Here is a 20,228-nt window from a genome sequence, read left to right on the forward strand (position 1 = left end):
TAATGGTTTTTCTTTGTCTGAACGCTGGTAGAGCGTTCCCTGGTCACGCGGAGGATACCATGCAGGAGGAGAACGCGCGCCGGCAGATTCCCGGCCCGGAAAGCATACGCCTCATGCAGCGCAAGCAAGGGGAACTTCCGCCCGCGGCCTACACGCTGACGCCCATATTCATCGCGGAGGCGCACGGCGCCCAGCTGGTTGACGTGGACGGCAATCGCTTCATAGATTTTGCCGGCGGGATAGGCGTGCTCAACGTCGGGCACACTCACCCCAAGGTCGTGGAAGCTGTCATTGCGCAGGTGCGCAAATTCACCCACTCCTGCTTTCATGTGCTCCCCTACGAGTCCTACGTGGCGCTCGCGGCGCGGCTGAACCGTCTGGCTCCGGGAGACTCCAAGAAGAAGACCATTTTGGTCAACTCGGGCGCCGAGGCTGTGGAAAACGCGGTCAAGATCGCCAAGTACCACACCGGGCGCTATGCGTTGGTGAGCTTTGAGCACGGCTACCATGGGCGTACCTATCTGACCATGTCGCTCAACGGCAAGGTGGCGCCGTACCGCAAGGGCTTTGGGCCGGGCGCGCCGGAGGTCTACCACCTGCGGGCGCCCTACTGCTACCGCTGTCCCCACGACAAGCAGCCGAACTCGTGCGCCACATTTTGCGCTTCGCGGCTCGAGGAGTTCTTCATGGTCAATGTGGACCCGCAGGCGGTGGCGGCCGTCATCTTCGAGCCGGTGCTGGGCGAAGGTGGCTTTGTCCCCTTTCCCCAGGCCTATCTCGCCGCGTTGCGCGAGTTCTGCCGTGCCCACGGCATTTTGCTCATCGCCGACGAGATTCAGACCGGTTGGGGCAGGACCGGCAGGCTCTTCGCCTGCGAGCACTATGGCCTGGAGCCGGACATCTTGGTGACGGCCAAGTCACTGGCAGGCGGGCTCCCTCTGGCTGCAGTCATCGCCCGGGCAGAGGTTGTGGACGGCATCCACCCGGCAGGACTGGGCGGCACTTTTAGCGGCAATCCCGTGAGCTGCGCGGCCGCCTTGGCAGTGCTGGAGGTGAGCGAAGAGGAGGGGCTGGTCAAGCGGGCAGAAGAGATCGGCACGCGCGTGCGAGGCCGTTTTCGCAAAATGCAGGAACGCTACCCGCTCATTGGCGATGTGCGCGGCCTGGGGGCAATGAACGCACTGGAGTTGGTGAAGGACCGCGCGACCAAAGAGCCTGCCCCGCAGGCGGTCACGCAGGTGCTGCGCCACTGCTACGAGCATGGACTGGTCGTCCTCAAGGCGGGCACCTACAACAACTGCATCCGCACGCTCATGCCGTTGGTAATCAGCGATGAGGAACTTGCCGGCGGCCTGGACATTTTGGAGCAAGCCATTGCCAGCGCCGCGCTCTAAACCCGTAGCGGCTCCGCCAACGCGCTCAGGGGAGAGCAAGCATGCCGGGTCTTGCGCACCGCACCGCTGACGCGGGTTCCCGAGCTCTGGGTGAGCGACAGTGGTTTGCAAACGTGGCAGCGGCTACAGGAGTGGTGGGCTGGCCGTCCCCTCTCGGGGCAGTTTTCCACCTCGCTTTGCCTACCGCGCCAGGACGTAGCCGATGATTTTGTAGGCCAATTTCGCTGCCAAAAAGTCCGGCGCCACCAGTCCAGGGGTGGGCGCAAGCTCCACCACATCGGCAGCGATGATGGGACAGGCGCTGGCCACCCCGCGCAGGAGCTCGATGGTCTGGTACCAGAAGAGGCCGCCGGGCTCGGGCGTGCCGGTTGCCGGCATGATGGCCGGATCCAAGGCATCCAGATCAAGGGTCAGGTAGAGCGGCCCCGCACCGTACCTGTTGAGCGCCTCCACCACCTGTGCCGCGCCGGGATGCTGCTCGGCAAAAAAGGTGGTGACCCGACTGTGGCGCAGCGGCTCCACCTCTTCTGCCGACATGCTTCTGATCCCCACCTGGACCACCGGCACCCCCAATTCCACCACACGGCGCATCACACAGGCGTGGCTGAAGGGCGAGCCCTCGTAGGAGTCACGCATGTCCGCATGTGCGTCGAATTGCAGGACGCGCAGCTCAGGGTACCTCTCTTTGCAGGCCTGCACCGCGCCGAGAGTGATGGAGTGTTCGCCACCCAAGGTGAGCACCATCTTGCCGTCGGCCAGAAGAGGAGCCGTCGCCTGGCGCACGGCGGCAACCATCACCTCTGGGCCCGAGGCCTCGCTGCTCAGCGGGGGCAGCGTCCAGATGCCGTGCTCCACTGGGCTCTGCCCGAGCTCGTGGTCGTAGAGCTCCATATGGCCGGAGGCCTCTAAAATGGCCAACGGGCCGCGCCGCGTCCCGGGCTGGTAGGAGGTGGTCGAGTCGTACGGCACCGGCAGCACCACGCAGCGAGCCGCCTCGTAGGTGCCTGGGTCCTCGATCCCCCCAAAGTTGAGCAGCACGCCTTGCCTCATGGCGCCCCTCTCACCTCTTGCGACGCTGCCGCTTCTGGAAGTCCTGGCGCAGGGCCTGCAGAAGCTGATCCCGCCGGTCGTACAGTCGCTTATGCACGCGCGGCTTGGCGTTAGCCAGCACGTAGGCGGTGAGGAGCGGCAGAGCGATGGTGGTGTCCACGTAGCAGACCACCGTGTCCGGCAATTGCGCCGGGTTGACTTTACCCCAGCTGACTGCCTCGCTGGGCGTGGCACCGGAAAGGCCACCCGTATCCGGCCGCGCATCGGTAATCTGAATGAAGTAGTCGTGCCCCTTCTCCGGAATCCCCAACACTTCCTGAATCTGCGGCTCGGTCTGCAGGAGAAAGTTCTTGGGGGCGCCTCCGCCCAGGATGACCACGGCACTCTTGCCACCTTTGCGCTTGGCGTCGTAGACGATGGCCGCCGTCTCGTTAACATCGGCCATCACGTCCAGCAGGCGCGGTCTGCCGCGCAACGAGTGCTCGGCCAAGTTCATGCCGATGGACGAGTCCCCGGGCGAAGGTGTGTAGACGGGCACCCCGTGCCTGTAGGCCGCCACCAGAATGGACTCTGTCTGCACGCCGAGGGCTTCGTTGCGCTTGGCCAGGTACTTGCCCAAAAGGTGATGCAGCTGCGCAGTGGTCATGGGCATATCGAACTCCGGCGCCGCGGTCACCTCGCGGAGATAGCGGTCGGTAGTGAGCAGCACCTCGTAGTCGAACAGCACGTCGTAGATACGGATGACACCGTGCTTGCGCAGCTCAGGGTCCGGCACAAAAGGTGAGCCGGCGTGCAAGGCCAGGTCCAAGGCAAAGTGCGCGTCGTGGTAGAGATTGGCGCCCGTGGAGGTTATCCAGTCCACGAAGCCGTGCTCGATAAGGGGCACGATGCACGACAGCCCGAGCCCGGCAGGGGTCAGCGCACCGGACAGGCTGAGGCCAACCGTCACCTCTTCGCGCAAGACCTTCTCCACCAGCAGGTGCGCCGCCTCCCTGAGGCGGGCGGCGTTGTAGGCTAAGAAGGTCTTGTCCACCAGCTCAGTCACCGAGATGGTGCCGGCGATGGGCGCCGGTTTAATGCGCGGTCCGCGCAGGTAAGGCGACTTGCTCCGTCTTGCCATGCAGCGCTCCTAATCAGGGGAGAAGAACGGCGGCAGCTACCACCGTGGTCCACTTGCCTTCCTTGTCCACGTTGGCCGACTGCGTGATGTTGCGGCTGTGCACGATCTTGCCGCTGATTTTCCAGATCTGCCGCTTGTTGTCCCAGCTTTCGTCTTCGTCGAATTCCACGCCCAAGGTGGAGGCGAGCATGGCGGCGGCCAAGTCTTCGGCATAGTCGCCGGCCTCTTTCTCCGTCTGGCCAAAGGCGTGATGTTCGCTCAAGTAGCCGTACATCGTCTTGTCGGCCGGGATGGCCACGCCCACAGAGGCAGCAATCTGCCGACGGGGCTCGTTGCTACTGGCGCGCGCGATGACGCAGAAGGCGATCTGCCCAGGCTTGAGCAGCGACAGCCCGCGCTCCCGCGAGAGAATCTTGCACCCCGGCGGCAGGATGCTGCTCACCGAGACAATATTCAAGAACTGAATGCCCGCGTGGCGCAAAGCCAACTCGAACGACTGCAGTTCCTCGCGGTGCACACCGACACCCTTGGTCAAAAACATTTTCGTAGGCACAAACATCTTCACATTTCCTCCCGTTGTCAGTCAAGGGGCGCTGGAGATCGAGGCCGCTGCGCGCGAGCCGAACAGGTGCAGGTGGTAAGCCTGCGCACAAGGACTTTGCCGCGATTAGGCGCGCGTACTCAAGCCCGTGGCAAAGTGGGCAAGCAGCGAACAGGTAACCTGACGATTGTGGGGAGGTGACGCGACGCAAGGGATGAAACGAAGGGTGCGGAACCGCCGAGGGGAGCAACGAACGGCGGCGCGAGGAAAGACCACTGCTCCTTCCATGCTCATCTCCTTAGCTGTCCTCCAGACGTGCGTAGCCCACTGCGTTCAGAAACCAAATGACCTGCGCAAGGTACGTCAACATGGTGAAAGCCTCGCTTTGTTCTTGCCACAAAACTCGGGCGCAAATATAGCGAACTGGCGGCAAAAAATCAACCGATTAGTTGGAGACAAAGGTTCCGGTTGTTACCTTTCAGGCCCCATGACGGGCACACCCTTGGAAAGGCGCAGGAGGCGGCCCCGATGGATGGCGCGGCGCATCTTGCGCCTCTGCCAGATACGCTTTCACCAGGGCCTTGAAGAGCCGGCCGTGGTTGGGCACCTTGAGGTGCACCAGCTCGTGCACCATGACCTGCCGGCGAAAGGCAGGGGTTTGGGTCAGCGGTTCAACGCTCAGGGTAAGGCGCCCACGGGAAGAGAGGCTGGCCCACTTGCGCTTCATCGGACGAAGGTGAATTTCCCGGATGCGCTCTTCCACACCGATGCGCCGCGCCCAGGCGTGGACTTCGGCCAGAAGGATGTCCCGTGCTACAGCCTCCTGCAAGGGTGCTCCGGACAAGCCCGGGGGTTCATCGCTCGTGAGCTTCATTGCGCGGCCCTCCTGAGCAGGGTCAGCATCTCATCGGCCCAGGCGACCACATCTTTGACCCCCGCCTGTACCAGTTCACGGTAAAGTCGTCGGCGCAATTCCCGTTCCTGCGCTTCGCTCACCGCCCAATGGGGAAACTCCAGGAAGGCCGGCTCGACTGCAACTGCCAGGCGTTCGACCGGTGCCGCAGCGAATCCTTTTTGCACTCGCAGCCACCAGGCCACGGCAAAGGCCTCGGGGGAAAGATGGCTCTCCCGGCGCTGCTCCTGGGCTTCCTGAAGATCGCGAACCAGAGCGGAGAGTTCCTGCAATGCCTGCTGGCTGTTCACCTGCCGTTCCTCGAAGGCGCGGCGGATGGCCTCGGCGCGCTCGCCGATGGGGATCAAATGCGGCTCCTCCTTGCCCCTGGCTTCCACCAGGCGATGCAGTTCCCTGAGCAGGTTGAACACCTTGACCGTATCCGGTTTGTCCTCGGCGATGAGGGCCAAAAGCGCTCCGGCCCCGATCGCCCAGGTGGGCGACGGTTCGCGCACCGCGGCGGTGGCCGTGTGCTTCTGCACGATCCCGGCGGTCTTGCGCAGGAAGGATTTGTCCACCGGCACGTGCGGCTCGTAGGCCGCCCGCAGCAGGCGGTACATCGCTACCAGCCGCTGGTAGTCTTCCAGGTAGGGACGCAGGAGGGGATCGGGCGAGAGGATTTCGTAGAGTTCTTCCAGTTCGCGGAAGAAGCGGTAGAAGGCCTCGCGGGTTTCTTTCTCGCGGAAGCGCAGCAGAATGGCTTCGGCGATTTTGTCGTTGTTCAGCACAGAGGGCATAGATGAAGAATATGAGGGCTCTGTGTTCTCCGTGTGCTCTGTGGTGAGATATTCGACGCGCCCCTGTGAAATCAACTCCGCAAAGCGCCGCTGGAGCACCTCGATGCCCTCGACTACCCCGCTGACATCCTGGGAGTCGAAGGCCAGCGCCCGCTCCAGGTTCTCGAAGACGCCGACGAAGTCGAGAATCAGCCCGCTGGTCTTGCGGCGACCGGATTCGTCCTCATAGGGGCGATTGACCCGGGCAATCGCCTGGAGCAGCACATGGGCCCGCATGGGTTTGTCCAGGTACATGCAGTATAGGATCGGCGCGTCGTAGCCGGTGAGCGGTTTTTCGGTGACGATGAGGATCTGTGGCTCCTCGTCCGGTTTGCGGAACGCCTTGCGCACGACGGCTTCTTGCTCATCGCTCAGGTGATAGTGCCGCAGTTCGGCCGGGTCATTGCACCCGCGGCTGATCACCACCCGGCTCATCTCCGCCGGCAGGTAGCGATCCAGGGCCTCCTTGTACAGGCAGCAGGCCTCCCGAGCCACCGCCACCACGAAGGCCTTGTAACCCATCGGCGCGACATAGTCGGGAAAGTGCTTCGCCACGAAGCGGGCGATTTTGCCCACCCGCTCGCGGTTTTTGAGCATGTTCTTGAGGGTGACGGCGCGGTCAAGCACCCGGTTGAGTTCTTGCACATCGGCCACGCCCTCCAGTTCCGCCACGGCCCAGAATTCCTGTTCCATGGCTTCGCGGTCCACCACCAGGTCGTTGGGCGCCATCTGATAGTGCAGCGGCACGGTGGTACCGTCCTCAGTAGACTGGCGAATCGAGTATTTGTCCAGGTAGGGGCGACCCCGCGGGTCGCCCGCATCATCGGCGCCGAAGGTCTTAAAGGTGCCCTTGCCGTGGACGCTGCGGTCAATGGGTGTACCGGTGAAGCCGATGAAGACGGCGTTGGGCAGCGCGCCCATCAGGTAGTTGCCCAGGCCGCCGCCGGTGGAGCGATGGGCTTCGTCCACCAACACGAAGACGTTGCGCCGCGGGCAGAGGTTGGCGGGCATGGCGTCGAATTTGTGGATCATCGAGACGATGAGGCCGCGCGTGTCAGCCTGAAGCAGGTCGCGCAGGTGACGTTTGGAGCGCGCCAGGTGCACCCGTCCGAAACCGACCGCTTCCAGGTTCTGGAACAGTTGGCTCTCCAGTTCGTTGCGATCGACGATGAGCAGCACGGTGGGATTGTCGAAACGTCCGTCCTCGATCAGGCGGCGGGCGATGGTCAGCATGGTGTAGGTTTTGCCGGAGCCTTGCGTGTGCCAGATCAGGCCGCGGCGGGGCGCCTCGGGGGCGGTCACTGCCTGATAGGAACTCGCCAGGACGCGCTCGGTGGCGCGCATCTGGTGCGGGCGCAGGACGATCTTTTGCAGTTCGCCATCCTTGCGGGCGAAGAGGATGTAATCGGTGAGCACGCGCAGCACGCGCCGCGGGGCAACGAAGGACTTCACCAGGGTTTCGTAATCGGGCAGGGGCGCACCGCTCTGCGCCCCCACCTCGGCCCGCCAGTTGAACAGCGTCTTGCGCGAGAGCGACCAGGTGGGGCCGTAGAAGAATTGCACCAGGTGGGTCAGGGCGAAGAGCTGCGCCTCGGCCATCAGTTCGGGGCCTTGCTCGTGGTAGCGCCGAATCTGGTCAAAGGCCTCGGCGATGCCTTCCGGCCGGGTGGCGGCCTTGGTTTCCCCCACGATCACAGGGACGCCGTTCACAAGAAACACCACATCTGCACGGATGGCGGTTCGGCCGCTCACAAAGCGGAATTCGTCGGTGACGTGGAGAATGTTGGCCTCTGGGCGCTCGGCGTCCAAAAGGCGCAAGTTGCGTTCCCGCCGCTCGGCCTCCACAAACACGGTTTTCAGCCCCTTCAGATACTCCCAGGTTCCCCTCGATGTTGGGGCGGATGCGCACCAGGCGGCCGACCACCTCCTCGGCTTTGCTGACGGAATCCACCACGCCCGGGTTGAGACGCTGGATCTGCTCGATGAGCACCGACCGCAGCACGGGGACCCCCTCGCCCCCGCGCAGACGCAGCGCCTCGCCGGGGGAAAGGTATTCCCAACCTGCTTCAGTGGCGTAGCGGATGAGCGGGTTTTGAACAATGTGGCGTTCGGAGGAGATGGTCATGGTGTGTCCTCCAAAAGATGGGGACTTGTAGAAGTACCGCGCTGCTGTGCCCCCTGGATCGTCTCCCAGATCTTTTGTGCCAATGGATCATCGCCTGTGCGCTCCGGGTTATAGCGATCCAGATGCAAACGCAACGGGTTTTCGGCAATATATTGGCGAATGACTTCCAAAGTTTTATCATTACGAATAATGTGTTCATAATAGTTCCGTTGCCACAGAGAAACGCCATAGGTGTTGGATAACGCATTGGTTCGTTTGGTGACCGCAGATTTGAATTGGCAAACAATCGCGCCAATGGGTGATGGAACCGGACCACATGGCCGTTTCGTATGGCCAACCGATGTAGGGGCGACCCGTCGGGTCGCCCCTACATCAACGATCCAAATGATGCCGTGAATGTGATTGGGCATGACCACGAATTCATCGGCCCGCAATGGCACATACGGACGAATCCGCGCGGTTTTAAACCATTCCTCGCGCACCATTTCACCCAGCGCATTGAGCCGCATCACCCCGTCCACCACACGACCGAACAGGTGCGTTCGGTCGTGCGTGACGATGGTGATGAAATACGCCCCGGGTTGGGTGTAATCGTACCCTTTCAGGCGAATGGAACGCCGGTGGTGACGGGTTGGGTCATACGGACACACGAGGTTCCTCCTGCCGAACACGCGCTACGAACGACGCCGGCAACTGTCGCCGGGCGCTCATCAACTGGTGCAGCAGCGAGCGGAAGAGTTCCTGCGCCGCACGCACCTGCGCCTCCTCCGCCGCCAGGCCCCGATCCACCGCCTGCAGGATGCGGGCGATTTCGCGCTGCTCGGAGAGCGGGGGGAGGGGGATGGGAAGATTTCTCATTACCCCCTGGGATAATTTTCCTCGCGTCGTGCCACTAATAAACATGGAGATATCCATCCAGTGCAGCACATGCATCAGGAACCAATTATCCAACTTGTCTGGAATGCCCTTGAGTACATGGGCATGATTGTTAACCCAGAACTTGCCCTGCATTATGTAAGCAGATTGTTCACACGCTCCCCAATATCCTTCATCTTCAGCCAACAAAACAAATTCTCCATCAAACAGGTAGTCGTCGATAAAGTCTAGAATGCCATTTGCGCCACAATACGGGTAAATCCCCTTACGTCGCTGTCTCTCTTTCTCATTCAGAGGAATTCTTATGTGGTCGAGAATCTCAACAACCTCCCCCAACCTCACCACCCGCCAGTGTGCCGGCAGGGGACCAAGTTCGGTCTCCTGCAGCGGCACCTGAGCGGCCCGGTCGAGCGGCACGGGGCCGTAGGTGGACAGGTGGCGCATCAGGCTGCGCTTCAGTTCGCGCAGCGCGGCGATGACCCGCTCACTCGCCTCCTGCGCCCGCTGCACCGCGCGCAGCACATGGGCAATGGCGCGTTGCTCGGGGAGAGGGGGGAGGGGGATGGGAAAATTTTTCAGAACAGTTTGACTAATATTTGGCTGAGCGCCGCCATAACGTTCAGTCAACAACTCATCTCGGCGACGAATGAACGTGTAGAACAAGTATTCCGAAGACATCTCCTTATGGGGAAATATTGCGCAAACAGCCTGGTTGGTAGCGGCATTTATCTTCAACAATCCAACTTTTCCTGTGGTAGCGCCATACATTGCAACCAGTAAAGTTCCTTTTGGGAAAATTCTAGCGCTGGAATTCAGTAACCCCAATTCCGTAAGGCTCTCTTCTGTAAATTCAATCGCGGCATCTCTTAGTTCGCCAGATTTCACCCAGGGTATTTGCCCTCCAAAGTATTCATCTCTTTTTCGGTCAGGAGTTCCTCCGCTTTTGGTCTCCGCCACCTCCCCCAACCGCACCACCTGCCAGTAAGCGGGCAGGGGGCCGAGTGCGGTCATTTTGAAGCCGTCGGGGAGGTCGGTTGGAGCCTCGGGTGGAGTGGGGCGGGTCATGGTTGTGCCTCCTCCGGCGTATCCAGGTCGTTGGTTTTGTAGGGGCGACCCGCCGGGTCGCCCCTACCAGGTCGGGCGCGGGCCTGGGGGGGCGGGGCCAACCGTGGCGGCGTTGTAGCGGTCCAGGTGCCAGCGCAGCGGATTTTCGGCGATGTAGCGGCGAATGGTGTTCAGGGCGCCTTCGTTGCGGAGGATGTGTTGGTGATAGTTGCGTTGCCACACGGGCGGGCCGGGCGTGCCCCGCAGGGCGTTGATGCGACGGGTGACGGCGGATTTGAACGATCCAACGATAGCCCCCAGCGCCCCCGATGCCGGTCCGGATGGGCGGGCGTTTCTCGGTAAGGGCCACGCATGTGTCGCCCTTACGCGGTTTCGCGCGCCATCGGTTTCCACAATCCAAAGCATCCCATGAACGTGATTTTGCATCACCACGAAGGCGTCCAATTCCGCGTGCGGAAAATGGTTGGGAATAGCATCCCAACACGTCTGTACAATACGCCCGTATTCATTCAACACCATCTCCCCACCCACCACGGCCCCGAACAGGGAGGCGCGTTCGTGGGCGCAGATGGGGATGAAATACGCCCCCGGTTGGGTGTAATCGTACCCCTTCAACCGGATGGACCGGCGATGGTGGCGGTCGGGATCGTAAGGGGTCATGAGGGCACCTCCATACCCCCAAACCCCAAGCCGGCCAACACCTCGCGCAGCGCCCGTACCGCCTCGGTGCGCTCTTCCTCGGCCTCCTCCAGGCGCACCAGGGCCTCTTCCAGCGGCAGGACTTCCTCGCCGCCGTCCGTGCTCACGTAGCGGCTGGGCGAAAGGTTGTAATCGTTGCGGGCAGCCTCTTCGCGGGAGATGACCGCCGACAATCCCGTCTCGGCGCGCCAGTCGTGATACAGCCGGGCGATGGTCTCGATATGCTCCTCCGCCAGGTAGTTCTTGGGCCGCCCTTTGGCAAACAGTTTGCCGGCATTGATGAGCAGAATCTCGCCCGCCTGGCGCTTGCGGCGATTGATGACGATGATCACCCCCGGCGCGGTGGTGTTGTAAAAGAGATTTTCCGGGAGCAGCAGCACCGCCTCGATGAGATCCGCCTCGACGAAGGCCTTGCGGATGTCGCGCTCGCGGTTGGAGCCTTGATTGCCGCTGCCGCGGCTGACCGCGCCGGTATCCAGCACCACCGCCATCCGTCCGCGCGCGTTGAGCGATGCCAGCATGTGCTGCAACCAGCCCCAATCGGCGCTGGACGACGGCGGAACGCCGAACCGAAACCGCTCATAGAGGTCGTTCTCGTAGATTTCGGCCGAAAAATCTTGATTCCACATGGGATTGGCGGTCACGAGGTCGAAGGTTATTAACCGACCGGCCTGGTCGCGAAAGGCTGGGTTGCGCATGGTGTCACCGAGGCGGATGTCAGCCTCCATGTCGTGGATGACGGCGTTCATGCGCGCCATGGCAAAGGTGGCCGGGTTGATTTCCTGGCCGTGGAGGCGCAGGGGCGCATGGCGGGGGGGTAAGCGTCGGCGGCCGTTCTGGTGCTCGCCATGGGTCTCCAGCAGGCGCAGGTGACACTTGATGAGTAGCCCCCCAGAACCGCAGGTGGGGTCGTACACCCTCATGCCGGGCTCAGGTTCCAGAATGCGCGCCATCAGCACCCCCACTTCGCGCGGGGTGTAGAATTCCCCCGCGCTTTGCCCTTGGCCTTCAGCGAACTTGCGCAGCAAGTACTCATAGGCGCGGCCGAGGATGTCGGGCTCGACGTCTCCAGGCCCCAGGCGGTGACGAGAGAGCACGTCCACCAAGCCGGCCAGGTACTCATCAGCCACAACGCGCTGACCGGCGGCGGTGGCGTTAAAGTCCACCAGCTCGATGACGCCCGAAAGGCGCGGGTTTTCGCGCGCCACCGCCCGCACCGCATCGGTCAGATACTGCCCCAGGCCGGTGGTCTGCTGGCGGATGCTGGGCCAGCGGGCGTGTTCGGGGATGTAGAACCGAACCGAGCCGCGGCCAGCGGCGATGATCCCCCGTTCGCGCTCCTCTTCTACAATGCGCGACGCCACCCTGGCATCGCCGTACTCCTCGCTCAGGCGCGCCAGTTCATCCTCGAACACATCGGAAAGCCGCTTCAAAAAGACCAGCGGCAGGATATAGTCCTTAAACTTCGGCGCATCTACCGGCCCGCGAATGGCGCAGGCGGCGTCCCATAGCCAGGTTTCCAGCGTTTGAATGTCCACCTTTGTCTCCTCCACAAGTGCCCTGCCGGCACAAAATGGATCAGTTCCCCGCTGCAAGGGGCGGACACGCTGCGTCACTCAGCAGAGGGCTCACCTCTTGCTGCGGCGGCCCTTTGCCCCAGGGACCACTCCTCTCTCAGGATGGCGTAGATCGCCGCGTCTTCGAAGGTGCCCCAGCGGAAGAGCGATTGCCGAAGCGTGCCCTCGTAACGCATTCCGATTCTTTGCGTCACCCGCCCTGAAGCCGGGTTCTTGGTCATGTGCCGCGCCTGCACGCGGTTCATACCCAGCACGCGAAAGGCATAGTCCACCATGGCCTTGGCAGCGTCTGTGCAATACCCCTGGTTCCAATAGGGCCTGCCCACCCAATAGCCGAGCTCGGCGAGCTTGTTGGTGGCGTCGATTGCTGCATGGATTGCGCCGATGAGTTTCCCGCTATCCCTGAGGGTGATGGCCAGGGTAAGGGCCTGCCCGTTGTCATACGCTTGCTGGTGGGTGGCAATCCACTGTTCGGCCACGCCATCCCCATAGGGATGAGGGATAGCAGTGGTAGTTGCCGCCACTTCCCGAGCGCCGGCCAGTTCTCGGACGACGGGGGCGTCGTCAAGCCTGAACGGGCGGAGGATTAGCCGAGCGGTGCTTAACGTTGGCATTGCGGCCATTGGTCACTCCTTGAGCTCATGGCATTGCCTTTTGACCAAAAATACAGGCAACAGCTGCCTTGCGCGGTACCCCCCATGCGCCTGCCCGGGAAAACGCGCGCCTGCAAGATGCGGGGAAAATTGGGAAAGTGCGAGGCTCCTCGCGCGGGAAGGCAAGCATCGCGCCGTTGCCAGGGAGGCCCGTTGCCCGGACGGCGGTGCCCGCTACCCCGGCCCAGGCAGGCTGTCATCCATGCACGGAGCAAGGTTATGGGACATCTTACCACCCTCGTGACCAGCATGGCAGTTAGTGGAAGACCCGCCGCGAACGGGCCTCGTGAATTTTATGAAAAAACCCCTCCCCCGTCAAGGCGTTTCTCCACCTCGCCAGCTCGGAGGGGGCGCATGGAGCTTGCCTCAGAATGGCCCCCATCCGAGCAGCACCGGAGGAATGACCAGCAGCAGCCCGAGCACAAACAGCGCCACTTCGATGGGCAAAAGCCAGCGTGCCCACTGCTCCCAGGGGATCTTTGCCATGCCCAATACCGCCATCGTCACCCCGGAGGTGGGGATGATCATGTTGGTGTAGCCGTCCCCCAGTTGATAGGCCAGCACTGCCGTCTGCCGGGTGATGCCGATGAGGTCGGCAAGCGGCGCCATGATGGGCATGGTGAGGGCCGCCTTCCCGCTTCCTGAGGGAACGAAGAAGTTCAGCACGGTCTGGGCCACGTACATGAGCTGTGCGGCAAGGACCGGATGCAGGCGCGAGATGGCGCTGGACAGGGCGTACATGATGGTGTCCACAATCTGGCCGTCAGTGGCTAGCACAAGGATGGCGCGAGCGAAGCCGACCACCAGCGCCGCGCCTACCAGGTCGCGAGCGCCGGCGACGAAACTCTCGGCAATGCTGTTCACGGACAGACGGGCAGCAAGGCCCGTGGCGATCCCCAGACCCAAGAAGACCGCCGCAATTTCCGGGATGAACCACTGGAACTTCATGACGCCGACGATCATGACGAGCAACGCCAGGATGAAGAGCGCCACCACGAGCCGGTGGCGGCCACTCGGGCGCGGGGCCACGGCATCGCTATCGCCGGCCACTCTCGCCCGCGTCTGGTCTATGGCGTACACCGGGCTGGTTTCCGGACGCTTCTTCACTTTGGCGGCATAAAGCATCACTAGCCCGGTGCCGAGCGCCGTGGACACTATCCAGACAATGAGGCGATAGCCCATCCCCGAGAACAGAGGCAAGCCGGAAATCCCCTGGGCGATGCCGATGGTAAAGGGATTGAGCATGGCGCCGGCAAAGCCGAGACCGGCGCCCAAGAAGGGGATGCACACGCCGACGATGCTATCGTAGCCCAAGGCCATGGCTAAGGGGATGAAAATGGGGATGAAGGGGATTACCTCCTCGCTCATGCCAAAGAGCGCGCCAAAGACCGAGAAAAGAAGCATCCCTGTGGGGATGACGATCATGCCGCGGTGACGGAGGCGTGTGGCCACGCGCGCGATCGCCGCGTCAATGACCTGCGTTTTTTGGATGATGGCAAAGACGCCCCCGATGATGAGGATAAAGCCGATAATGTCGGCGGTCTGACGGATGCCGACAAGGGGGGCCTTGAGCGCGGCAAAGAGACCTTGCGGTTTGCGTGCGACGAAGGCGAAGGTCCCCTCTTCCACAATCTCTCGGCCATTGGCATCGAGGTGGCGCTGGTAGCGGCCGCCCGGGATCACCCAGGTGAGGGCAGCGACCACCAGCATGATGCCGGAAATCAGCACCAGCGTGTGAGGAAGCTTTAACTGGCTCAGTTTCATGGCGTTCACCTCACTCGGCCACGGCGGAGGTCGAAGGTCTGCCCGGCCTTGAGCACCGCGAGCTTGATGCCTTGCATGGTCAGCCGCTTTGATGCAGGTGCCGGCGGCACAGAGGCATGGCGGGGGTCGTAGACCAGCACCGACCCCTCGCCGTAGACGCGAAAGCTGTCGTCCGGGGAGTAGAGAACCGCGGTGTCTTCATCGATGCCCAGGCCGATGAGGCGCTTTTCCATCACCAGGCTGAGCAGGCGGTTGTTGCGCTGGCGGGCCACGAAATGCTGATCCACGATGCAGTTGCTGAGAAAGCCCAGGCCACGCGCGGTGACGATGTTGCCCTTTTCGATCTTGCTGAGGTCGCCGTCGCCGGTGATCATCACCTCGCTCAGTACCGCTGCGCCCGCGCTGGTGCCGCCGATGAGGCCGCCTCGCTCAAAGTACAGGGAGCGCAGAGCCTCCTCGGCACGCGTGCCGCCGATGCGCTCCATGAGCCGGGTCTGCACGCCCCCGGTGAAAAAGACGCCGCGCGCAGCAACGATGCGGGCCACGGTAGAGTCGGCGTTGGCGGTGTCGGGCCCGGCGATGTGCAACCAGCTCACCTGCTGGCCACCCGCTTCCTGAAACTGGCGGACCACAGCGGGGCCCGCTTCTTCCGGAGAGGCGCTGGCGCTGGTGATGACCAGGATGGGACCACCCTGGCACAGACGAACGAATTCCTCCACCGCCGGCCGTGGCCTGGCTCCTCCCCCGACAATGAGCAGGTAACCGCGACGGGTGCCTTTCCCGCCACAGGCTTGAGCAGCCAGGAGCGAAAGCGTAATGGTGGCGAGTAAGAGCTTTCTCATCTTGTTCTCCTTCCTTGCTTGCGTCGAGCCGTGAAACCGTCGCGGGCAAGATATGAAATTTCTGCGGCAAAGTCAACACAACTTTTGCCGCCCTGATTCTGGCGGCGGCGCATTTTTGTCTTGCATCTCTGCTACGATTTGGCTATAATAGTTCAGCAAGTCGACAGATCGGGGACCCGAACAGTGGGTGGACAGGACAGGGGCGCGGGGCAAGAGCAAGATGCGAGGTGCACGCAATGAACACGCCCAACAGATTTGCCCTTGTTGCGTTGGCGATCTTTGCACTGAGCGCCTGCGCCAGGCGCACAGAAAGAGCCGTTGAGGAGGTCGTCCCCCCTTCCTTTGCGGAATTGGCAGATGCTAAGATGAGCTCCAACCCGGTCATCGCCAAGATGTTGGCCCAAATCTCGCCTGACACGCTCGAGTCCTTGGTCGCCACTTTGGCCTCGTTCGAGACCAGGCATACCCTTTCGGACACGACCTCCGACCACCGTGGGATTGGGGCAGCGCGGCGCTGGCTGGAGCGCAGATTCCGCTCCTACCGCGCCGCCTGCGGCGGCCGGCTGCAGGTGGAGTGCGACCGCTGGCATCAGCAGATACCCGGCATGGGCATGGGAACTTTGGTGAATGTGCTGGCCATCCTTCCCGCGCCCGACCCCCAGCTGCAGTCGCGCGTGGTCCTGCTCTGCGCCCACTATGATTCCAGGTCTGGGGAAGCAAAGGATGCGATGGCCTCTGCTCCGGGCGCAAATGACGACGGCAGCGGCGTGGCAGCGCTGCTGGAGCTGGCGCGCGTGCTGTGCCTGTACAGGTTCGAAGCCACCCTCGTGTTTGCTGCCGTGGCCGGTGAGGAACAGGGACTCCTGGGCAGTGCGCGTTTGGCGGAGCAAGTGCAGCAGCGGGGATGGGAGCCGATGGCGGTGCTCTCTATGGACATGATCGGCAACGTCGTGGGCGGCAACGGCCTGGTGGACAGCTCGCGCGTGCGCTGCTTCTCCGAAGGGGTCAGCTACACCGAGAGCGAAGAAGAGGCACGGAGAAGGTGGCGCATGGGCGGCGAAAGCGACTCGCCCTCCCGCCAGCTATCCCGCTATGCAAAGGCGCAGGCGGAGACCTATCTTCCTGACCTCGCGGTGTCTCTGGTCTTCAGACCCGACCGTCCGGGACGGGGAGGCGATCACCTCTCTTTCAACCGCGCAGGTTTTGCTGCGGTGCGCTTCACCGAAGCCAACGAGCACTTTGGCCACCAGCATCAATTGGTGCGTATTGAAGGTGGCGTGCAATACGGCGATCTGCCGGAGTTCCTCTCCTATAGCTACTTGGCCCGCGTGACCAAAGCCGTGGGTGCGGTGGCCGCCGGCTTGGCGTTGTCGCCCAGGCCACCGCAACAGGTGAAGCTCGACCGCGGCCAGGGCTATGATGCCCGCCTGAGCTGGAACGACCCGGCCCCCATGAACGACCTGGCCGGCTACAAGGTCTACATCCGGCAGACCACCTCCCCAGTCTGGCAGAAGGAACTGTTTGTGCGCAACGCCACCGTGGCCGCCATCAAAGGGTTGTGCATCGACGATTATTTCTTTGCCGTCGCTGCCGTGGACCGTGACGGCAACGAAAGCCTGCCTTGCTTTGCCACCCTGGGCCAATGAGGAAGGGCTGTGCGGGCACCGTGCGAGTTGCCAGGGGCAGGCTGCGCGCAAGCGGGTTGATGGTCTCCGCGGGTCGATCGCCCAGGCGCCGCCCGTCTTCCTTGCCGTGCATAGCCTTTCCGCGAACTATCCGCGGGGGCTTGCCTACTTTCCTGGGGCGACGTTGCTGCTTGTGGGACTACTCGCCGCGCGGCCTGCACTGTACCGTGTACCCAATGACCCGCGGCTCTGCTTCCCCGGCTCCCCATCGCCCTGGAGGCCCTCAAGGGGCTTAGCTGTGGGAGGCAAGGGCCTCATGGCTATCCTGCCCAGCAATCGATGGTGAAGACAACCTGTCCCGCACCAGGCCGAAGGAGCAGAGTGCCTGCCTCTTCTGTGCCTTGAGTGGCCAACGGGCGCTGCGCTGGAAGACCGACGAGTCCCTGTACGTGGCCGGGAACATGGCTTTGAGGCCGGACGAAAGCATCCGTGCGGTCGGGAAGGGCAATCTCCTCCTGTGCTTTGATCGCCAGGGTCAACTCAAGTGGGGGTAGCTTTGGTTGCCGGACTGAGCTGGGCAGCAGGGGGCTGCTGCTGGACTCTGAGGGTGCGGCGTACCTGCTTACCGTTGTCGCTTGGCACCGGCCTTGGACAAGTTCGGGCGGCAGGCATTCGCGTGTGAGTTGCCTCAGCGCGACGGGTCTGGCGAGCGGAGCGATTTCTGCAGACGGGCGGCTCGACCCTCTTGGTGAGTGGGGACTCTTCAGCATCCAGTAGGAGGGGAATGGCGCTGCGTAGTCGCCAAAGCCCAGGTGCGGAGCCTTGTTGCCGCCGACAGGGCAGTGAGCGCGCTCGGGCGCGGGCTTCCTCGGAGCTAACCGGTTCACAGGTTCCCGTGGCTGAGGAACGGGAAGGCGAAGCGGCATGGCAGAAGTTGCGGGGCAGAGTTCTTGCCCAGGCTCCAGGTGCGTACTCCTCGAGTTTTGCCTTCTTGCTCTGCCCGAAAAAGACCTTGCTTCTTTGCCTTCCCGGTTGTATATTTTTAGCGCCAGCTGAAAACCCCGACGCGGCCCGTTTTCTCTCGCTACTGGCTAACTATGGGGACGACATGGTTTCGACGGGAGTCGCGGGGTTAGAGACTGCATGCCGAGGTTCCAGCACCTCGTAAAACCGCTGGAAGCTAAATGTAAACGCAGACAATGCGTATGCTCTGGCTGCCTAATTAGTGCAGCCACGTCCCTTGCGGGCTTAGCCCACTGGGCCCGTGCCGGGGCGTCGCTGACAGTGGGATAGCTGAGGACGATGCTCAGGCGTCCTTGGCGAATCTTCCCTGAGCTGGCCCGCTCCGGGCTTGGCCGGTTGCGCCTGGAGCAGGCGAGAGCAAGCAACGGGCTAAGCATGTAGAGGTCTCTAAGACCGGGCTTTCGGACGTGGGTTCGATTCCCACCGTCTCCACCAGATGTTGTGAAGGCCGTGAGCACCTCTTGCTCCGGTCTTTTCAGTCCACACGGCAAGCCGACGACTAACGCGCTTCGAGTCCATGACCGAACGACCTGCCCTCAGCACTGTTTACTTTGCCCCACTCCGCAGGCAGGACCCGCCGGCAGTTGTCGAGGGCACCCTGCACCGCCTTTGTCACAAGGCCGGCATGCGCCAGGTGGTGGCGCCCAAAGACTATGTAGCGGTCAAGCTCCACTTTGGCGAAGAGGGAAATGGCACCCACCTGCCGCCCTCTCTGGTGCCACCCATAGTCTCGTTCATCAAGGAGTGTGGGGGACGGCCGTTTCTGACGGACACCTGTGTGCTGTACCGAAGCCCCAGGAACAACGCCATCACGCATCTGGAGCTGGCGCACGCGCATGGCTTCACCTTGGAGGCAACGGGGGCGCCCGTGGTGATGGCGGACGGGGTATTCGGGGACAACGAAGTCGCCGTCCCTATCCCTGGTAAGCTGTTTGCAGAAGTTTCCTTGGCCCGTGAGGCCATGCGCGCCAATGCGCTGGTGGTGGTCAGCCATGTGACTGGGCATGTGGCGGCCGGCCTTGGCGCAACCATCAAGAACTTGGGTATGGGGATGGCCAGCAGACGCGGCAAGCTGCGCCAGCACTCGGCCATGAAACCGCAGGTCAAGCCCGAAGCCTGTACCGGCTGCGGTGAGTGCGTGCGCTGGTGCCCGGAGCAAACCATCGAAATGGGCGACGGGGTGGCCTTCATCGCCAGCCAGGGGTGCATCGGCTGCGGCGAATGCCTCACTACCTGCCGCTTCGATGCCATCCGCTACGACTGGAAGGTTGCGGGCGATGACCTGCAGCGCAAGATCGCTGAGCATGCCCTCGGCGCCGTCATCCAGCGGCGGGACAAGGTGCTGTGCTTCAACTTTATCGTTTCTGTGACCAAAGACTGCGACTGCCTGGCTGTGGCGCAGTCGCCGCTGTTTGCGGACATTGGCGTGCTGGCCAGCCGCGATCCGGTGGCCATTGACAAGGCTGCGCTGGACCTCATTGCCCAACGGGTGGGCAGGCCATTGCACCAGATGGCTTATCCCAAGGTGGACGGGATGGTGCAGCTGGCCCACGCCGAGGCTATTGGCTTAGGCACTACTGCATACCAGCTGATTGAAGTGCGTTGAGGCGTGGAGAAAGCTCTGTTTCGTGACGGAACGCACACGACAAATTGGCACGCTTTACTACCTTTTACTTAGCGGTGAACCAGGCGCCCGGGAGGAGCCACGAGCGAGCAGACCGGAAGCAAGGACGAGAGAACTTGGGCACTGTTTTGCCACATCGGTGCCCTGGCCGGCTTTGTGTTCCTCTTTGGCCACATCATCGCGCCGCTGGTGATTTGGCTGATCAAGAAGGAAGAGCTGCCCTTGGTGGACGACCAGGGCAAAGAGTCGCTTAACTTCCAAATTAGCTTGACCATCTACCTCGTGGCTGCAGGGTTGCTGAGCTTCGTGCTCATCGGCATCTCCCTCCTCATAGCGCTGGGCATTTTCGGCCTGGTGGAGGTCATCATCGCGGCCGTGCGGGCCAATGAAGGAGAGCGCTTCCGCTACCCGCTGAACCTGCGCCTCATCAAGTAGTGCGCGGCAGGCAGAGGCCGTGGCAGAAGGCGAAGGTCTTGCCGACGGTTCGCCTCGTTGCCCCGGCCAACGGGTACCGTGCGAACG

General features: G+C 62.5%; 14 protein-coding genes, 1 other RNA gene and 2 pseudogenes. 5 read left to right on the forward strand and 12 right to left on the reverse strand.

Annotated elements, in window-relative coordinates; translation table 11 throughout:
- The first annotated feature begins 59 nt into the window (after positions 1–59).
- Complete coding sequence (gene gabT / locus NUW13_10540) at positions 60–1,394, forward strand: 4-aminobutyrate--2-oxoglutarate transaminase (protein ID MCR4439462.1); 1,335 nt, start codon at positions 60–62, stop codon at positions 1,392–1,394.
- A gap of 180 nt (positions 1,395–1,574) precedes the next feature.
- Here gabT and speB read toward each other — a convergent pair whose 3' ends face one another.
- The 12 genes and pseudogenes from speB to NUW13_10600 form a co-directional block, all read right to left on the reverse strand.
- A complete protein-coding gene (gene speB, locus NUW13_10545; protein ID MCR4439463.1) occupies positions 1,575–2,444 on the reverse strand; it encodes an agmatinase in 870 nt (289 codons plus the stop codon).
- A gap of 10 nt (positions 2,445–2,454) precedes the next feature.
- Entirely contained in the window at positions 2,455–3,564 is a 1,110-nt protein-coding gene (gene speY, locus NUW13_10550; protein MCR4439464.1) for a deoxyhypusine synthase, read from the reverse strand.
- Positions 3,565–3,577: 13 nt separating this feature from the next.
- Positions 3,578–4,123, reverse strand: coding sequence for an arginine decarboxylase, pyruvoyl-dependent (locus NUW13_10555; protein ID MCR4439465.1), 546 nt, complete (start codon positions 4,121–4,123; stop codon positions 3,578–3,580).
- A gap of 460 nt (positions 4,124–4,583) precedes the next feature.
- The gene (locus tag NUW13_10560) at positions 4,584–4,979 is read right to left on the reverse strand and encodes a M48 family metallopeptidase (protein ID MCR4439466.1); all 396 of its coding nucleotides are present in this window, start codon (positions 4,977–4,979) and stop codon (positions 4,584–4,586) included.
- A pseudogene (locus NUW13_10565) lies at positions 4,976–7,958 on the reverse strand (HsdR family type I site-specific deoxyribonuclease). Before NUW13_10565 ends, NUW13_10560 begins: the two are co-directional and overlap by 4 nt.
- Positions 7,955–8,608, reverse strand: a complete 654-nt coding sequence (locus NUW13_10570; GenBank protein ID MCR4439467.1) for a transposase — start codon at positions 8,606–8,608, stop codon at positions 7,955–7,957. Before NUW13_10570 ends, NUW13_10565 begins: the two are co-directional and overlap by 4 nt.
- Positions 8,595–9,899 (reverse strand): restriction endonuclease subunit S, encoded by a 1,305-nt coding sequence (locus NUW13_10575; protein ID MCR4439468.1) that lies wholly within the window; start codon positions 9,897–9,899, stop codon positions 8,595–8,597. The genes NUW13_10570 and NUW13_10575 overlap by 14 nt, the downstream gene beginning before the upstream one ends.
- A gap of 63 nt (positions 9,900–9,962) precedes the next feature.
- Entirely contained in the window at positions 9,963–10,559 is a 597-nt protein-coding gene (locus tag NUW13_10580; GenBank protein ID MCR4439469.1) for a transposase, read from the reverse strand.
- Positions 10,556–12,136 (reverse strand): type I restriction-modification system subunit M, encoded by a 1,581-nt coding sequence (locus tag NUW13_10585; protein MCR4439470.1) that lies wholly within the window; start codon positions 12,134–12,136, stop codon positions 10,556–10,558. The genes NUW13_10580 and NUW13_10585 overlap by 4 nt, the downstream gene beginning before the upstream one ends.
- 74 nt (positions 12,137–12,210) lie before the next feature.
- Positions 12,211–12,789 (reverse strand): GNAT family N-acetyltransferase, encoded by a 579-nt coding sequence (locus NUW13_10590; GenBank protein MCR4439471.1) that lies wholly within the window; start codon positions 12,787–12,789, stop codon positions 12,211–12,213.
- A gap of 405 nt (positions 12,790–13,194) precedes the next feature.
- Positions 13,195–14,592 (reverse strand): TIGR00366 family protein, encoded by a 1,398-nt coding sequence (locus NUW13_10595; GenBank protein MCR4439472.1) that lies wholly within the window; start codon positions 14,590–14,592, stop codon positions 13,195–13,197.
- Between the two features lie 5 nt (positions 14,593–14,597).
- A complete protein-coding gene (locus NUW13_10600) occupies positions 14,598–15,434 on the reverse strand; it encodes a cyanophycinase (GenBank protein MCR4439473.1) in 837 nt (278 codons plus the stop codon).
- 236 nt (positions 15,435–15,670) lie between these two features.
- Between NUW13_10600 and NUW13_10605 the strand changes: the two genes are divergently transcribed.
- The 4 genes and pseudogenes from NUW13_10605 to NUW13_10620 all read left to right on the forward strand — a co-directional run bounded on the left by NUW13_10605 (position 15,671) and on the right by NUW13_10620 (position 20,141).
- On the forward strand, positions 15,671–17,080 hold the full coding sequence (locus NUW13_10605; GenBank protein MCR4439474.1) for a M20/M25/M40 family metallo-hydrolase: 1,410 nt from the start codon (positions 15,671–15,673) through the stop codon (positions 17,078–17,080).
- Between the two features lie 1,078 nt (positions 17,081–18,158).
- Positions 18,159–18,517, forward strand: a transfer-messenger RNA (tmRNA) gene (gene ssrA, locus NUW13_10610).
- Between the two features lie 82 nt (positions 18,518–18,599).
- Positions 18,600–19,688, forward strand: a complete 1,089-nt coding sequence (locus tag NUW13_10615; GenBank protein ID MCR4439475.1) for a DUF362 domain-containing protein — start codon at positions 18,600–18,602, stop codon at positions 19,686–19,688.
- A gap of 117 nt (positions 19,689–19,805) precedes the next feature.
- Positions 19,806–20,141, forward strand: a pseudogene (locus NUW13_10620) (DUF4870 domain-containing protein).
- The last annotated feature ends 87 nt before the right edge of the window (positions 20,142–20,228 follow it).

It is taken from the genome of candidate division KSB1 bacterium (assembly GCA_024655945.1).
Taxonomy (GTDB): Bacteria; Zhuqueibacterota; Zhuqueibacteria; order JANLFK01; family Oleimicrobiaceae; genus Oleimicrobium.

What these genes read in the sequence shown, in the direction of transcription:
- speB (MCR4439463.1), bottom strand. Translation starts at nt 2,444, where the DNA reads ATGAGGCAAGGCGTGCTGCTCAACTTTGGGGGGATCGAGGACCCAGGC.
- gabT (MCR4439462.1), top strand. Translation starts at nt 60, where the DNA reads ATGCAGGAGGAGAACGCGCGCCGGCAGATTCCCGGCCCGGAAAGCATA.
- NUW13_10590 (MCR4439471.1), bottom strand. Translation starts at nt 12,789, where the DNA reads ATGCCAACGTTAAGCACCGCTCGGCTAATCCTCCGCCCGTTCAGGCTT.
- NUW13_10600 (MCR4439473.1), bottom strand. Translation starts at nt 15,434, where the DNA reads ATGAGAAAGCTCTTACTCGCCACCATTACGCTTTCGCTCCTGGCTGCT.
- NUW13_10575 (MCR4439468.1), bottom strand. Translation starts at nt 9,899, where the DNA reads ATGACCCGCCCCACTCCACCCGAGGCTCCAACCGACCTCCCCGACGGC.
- speY (MCR4439464.1), bottom strand. Translation starts at nt 3,564, where the DNA reads ATGGCAAGACGGAGCAAGTCGCCTTACCTGCGCGGACCGCGCATTAAA.
- NUW13_10605 (MCR4439474.1), top strand. Translation starts at nt 15,671, where the DNA reads ATGAACACGCCCAACAGATTTGCCCTTGTTGCGTTGGCGATCTTTGCA.
- NUW13_10555 (MCR4439465.1), bottom strand. Translation starts at nt 4,123, where the DNA reads ATGTTTGTGCCTACGAAAATGTTTTTGACCAAGGGTGTCGGTGTGCAC.
- NUW13_10580 (MCR4439469.1), bottom strand. Translation starts at nt 10,559, where the DNA reads ATGACCCCTTACGATCCCGACCGCCACCATCGCCGGTCCATCCGGTTG.
- NUW13_10615 (MCR4439475.1), top strand. Translation starts at nt 18,600, where the DNA reads ATGACCGAACGACCTGCCCTCAGCACTGTTTACTTTGCCCCACTCCGC.
- NUW13_10560 (MCR4439466.1), bottom strand. Translation starts at nt 4,979, where the DNA reads ATGAAGCTCACGAGCGATGAACCCCCGGGCTTGTCCGGAGCACCCTTG.
- NUW13_10595 (MCR4439472.1), bottom strand. Translation starts at nt 14,592, where the DNA reads ATGAAACTGAGCCAGTTAAAGCTTCCTCACACGCTGGTGCTGATTTCC.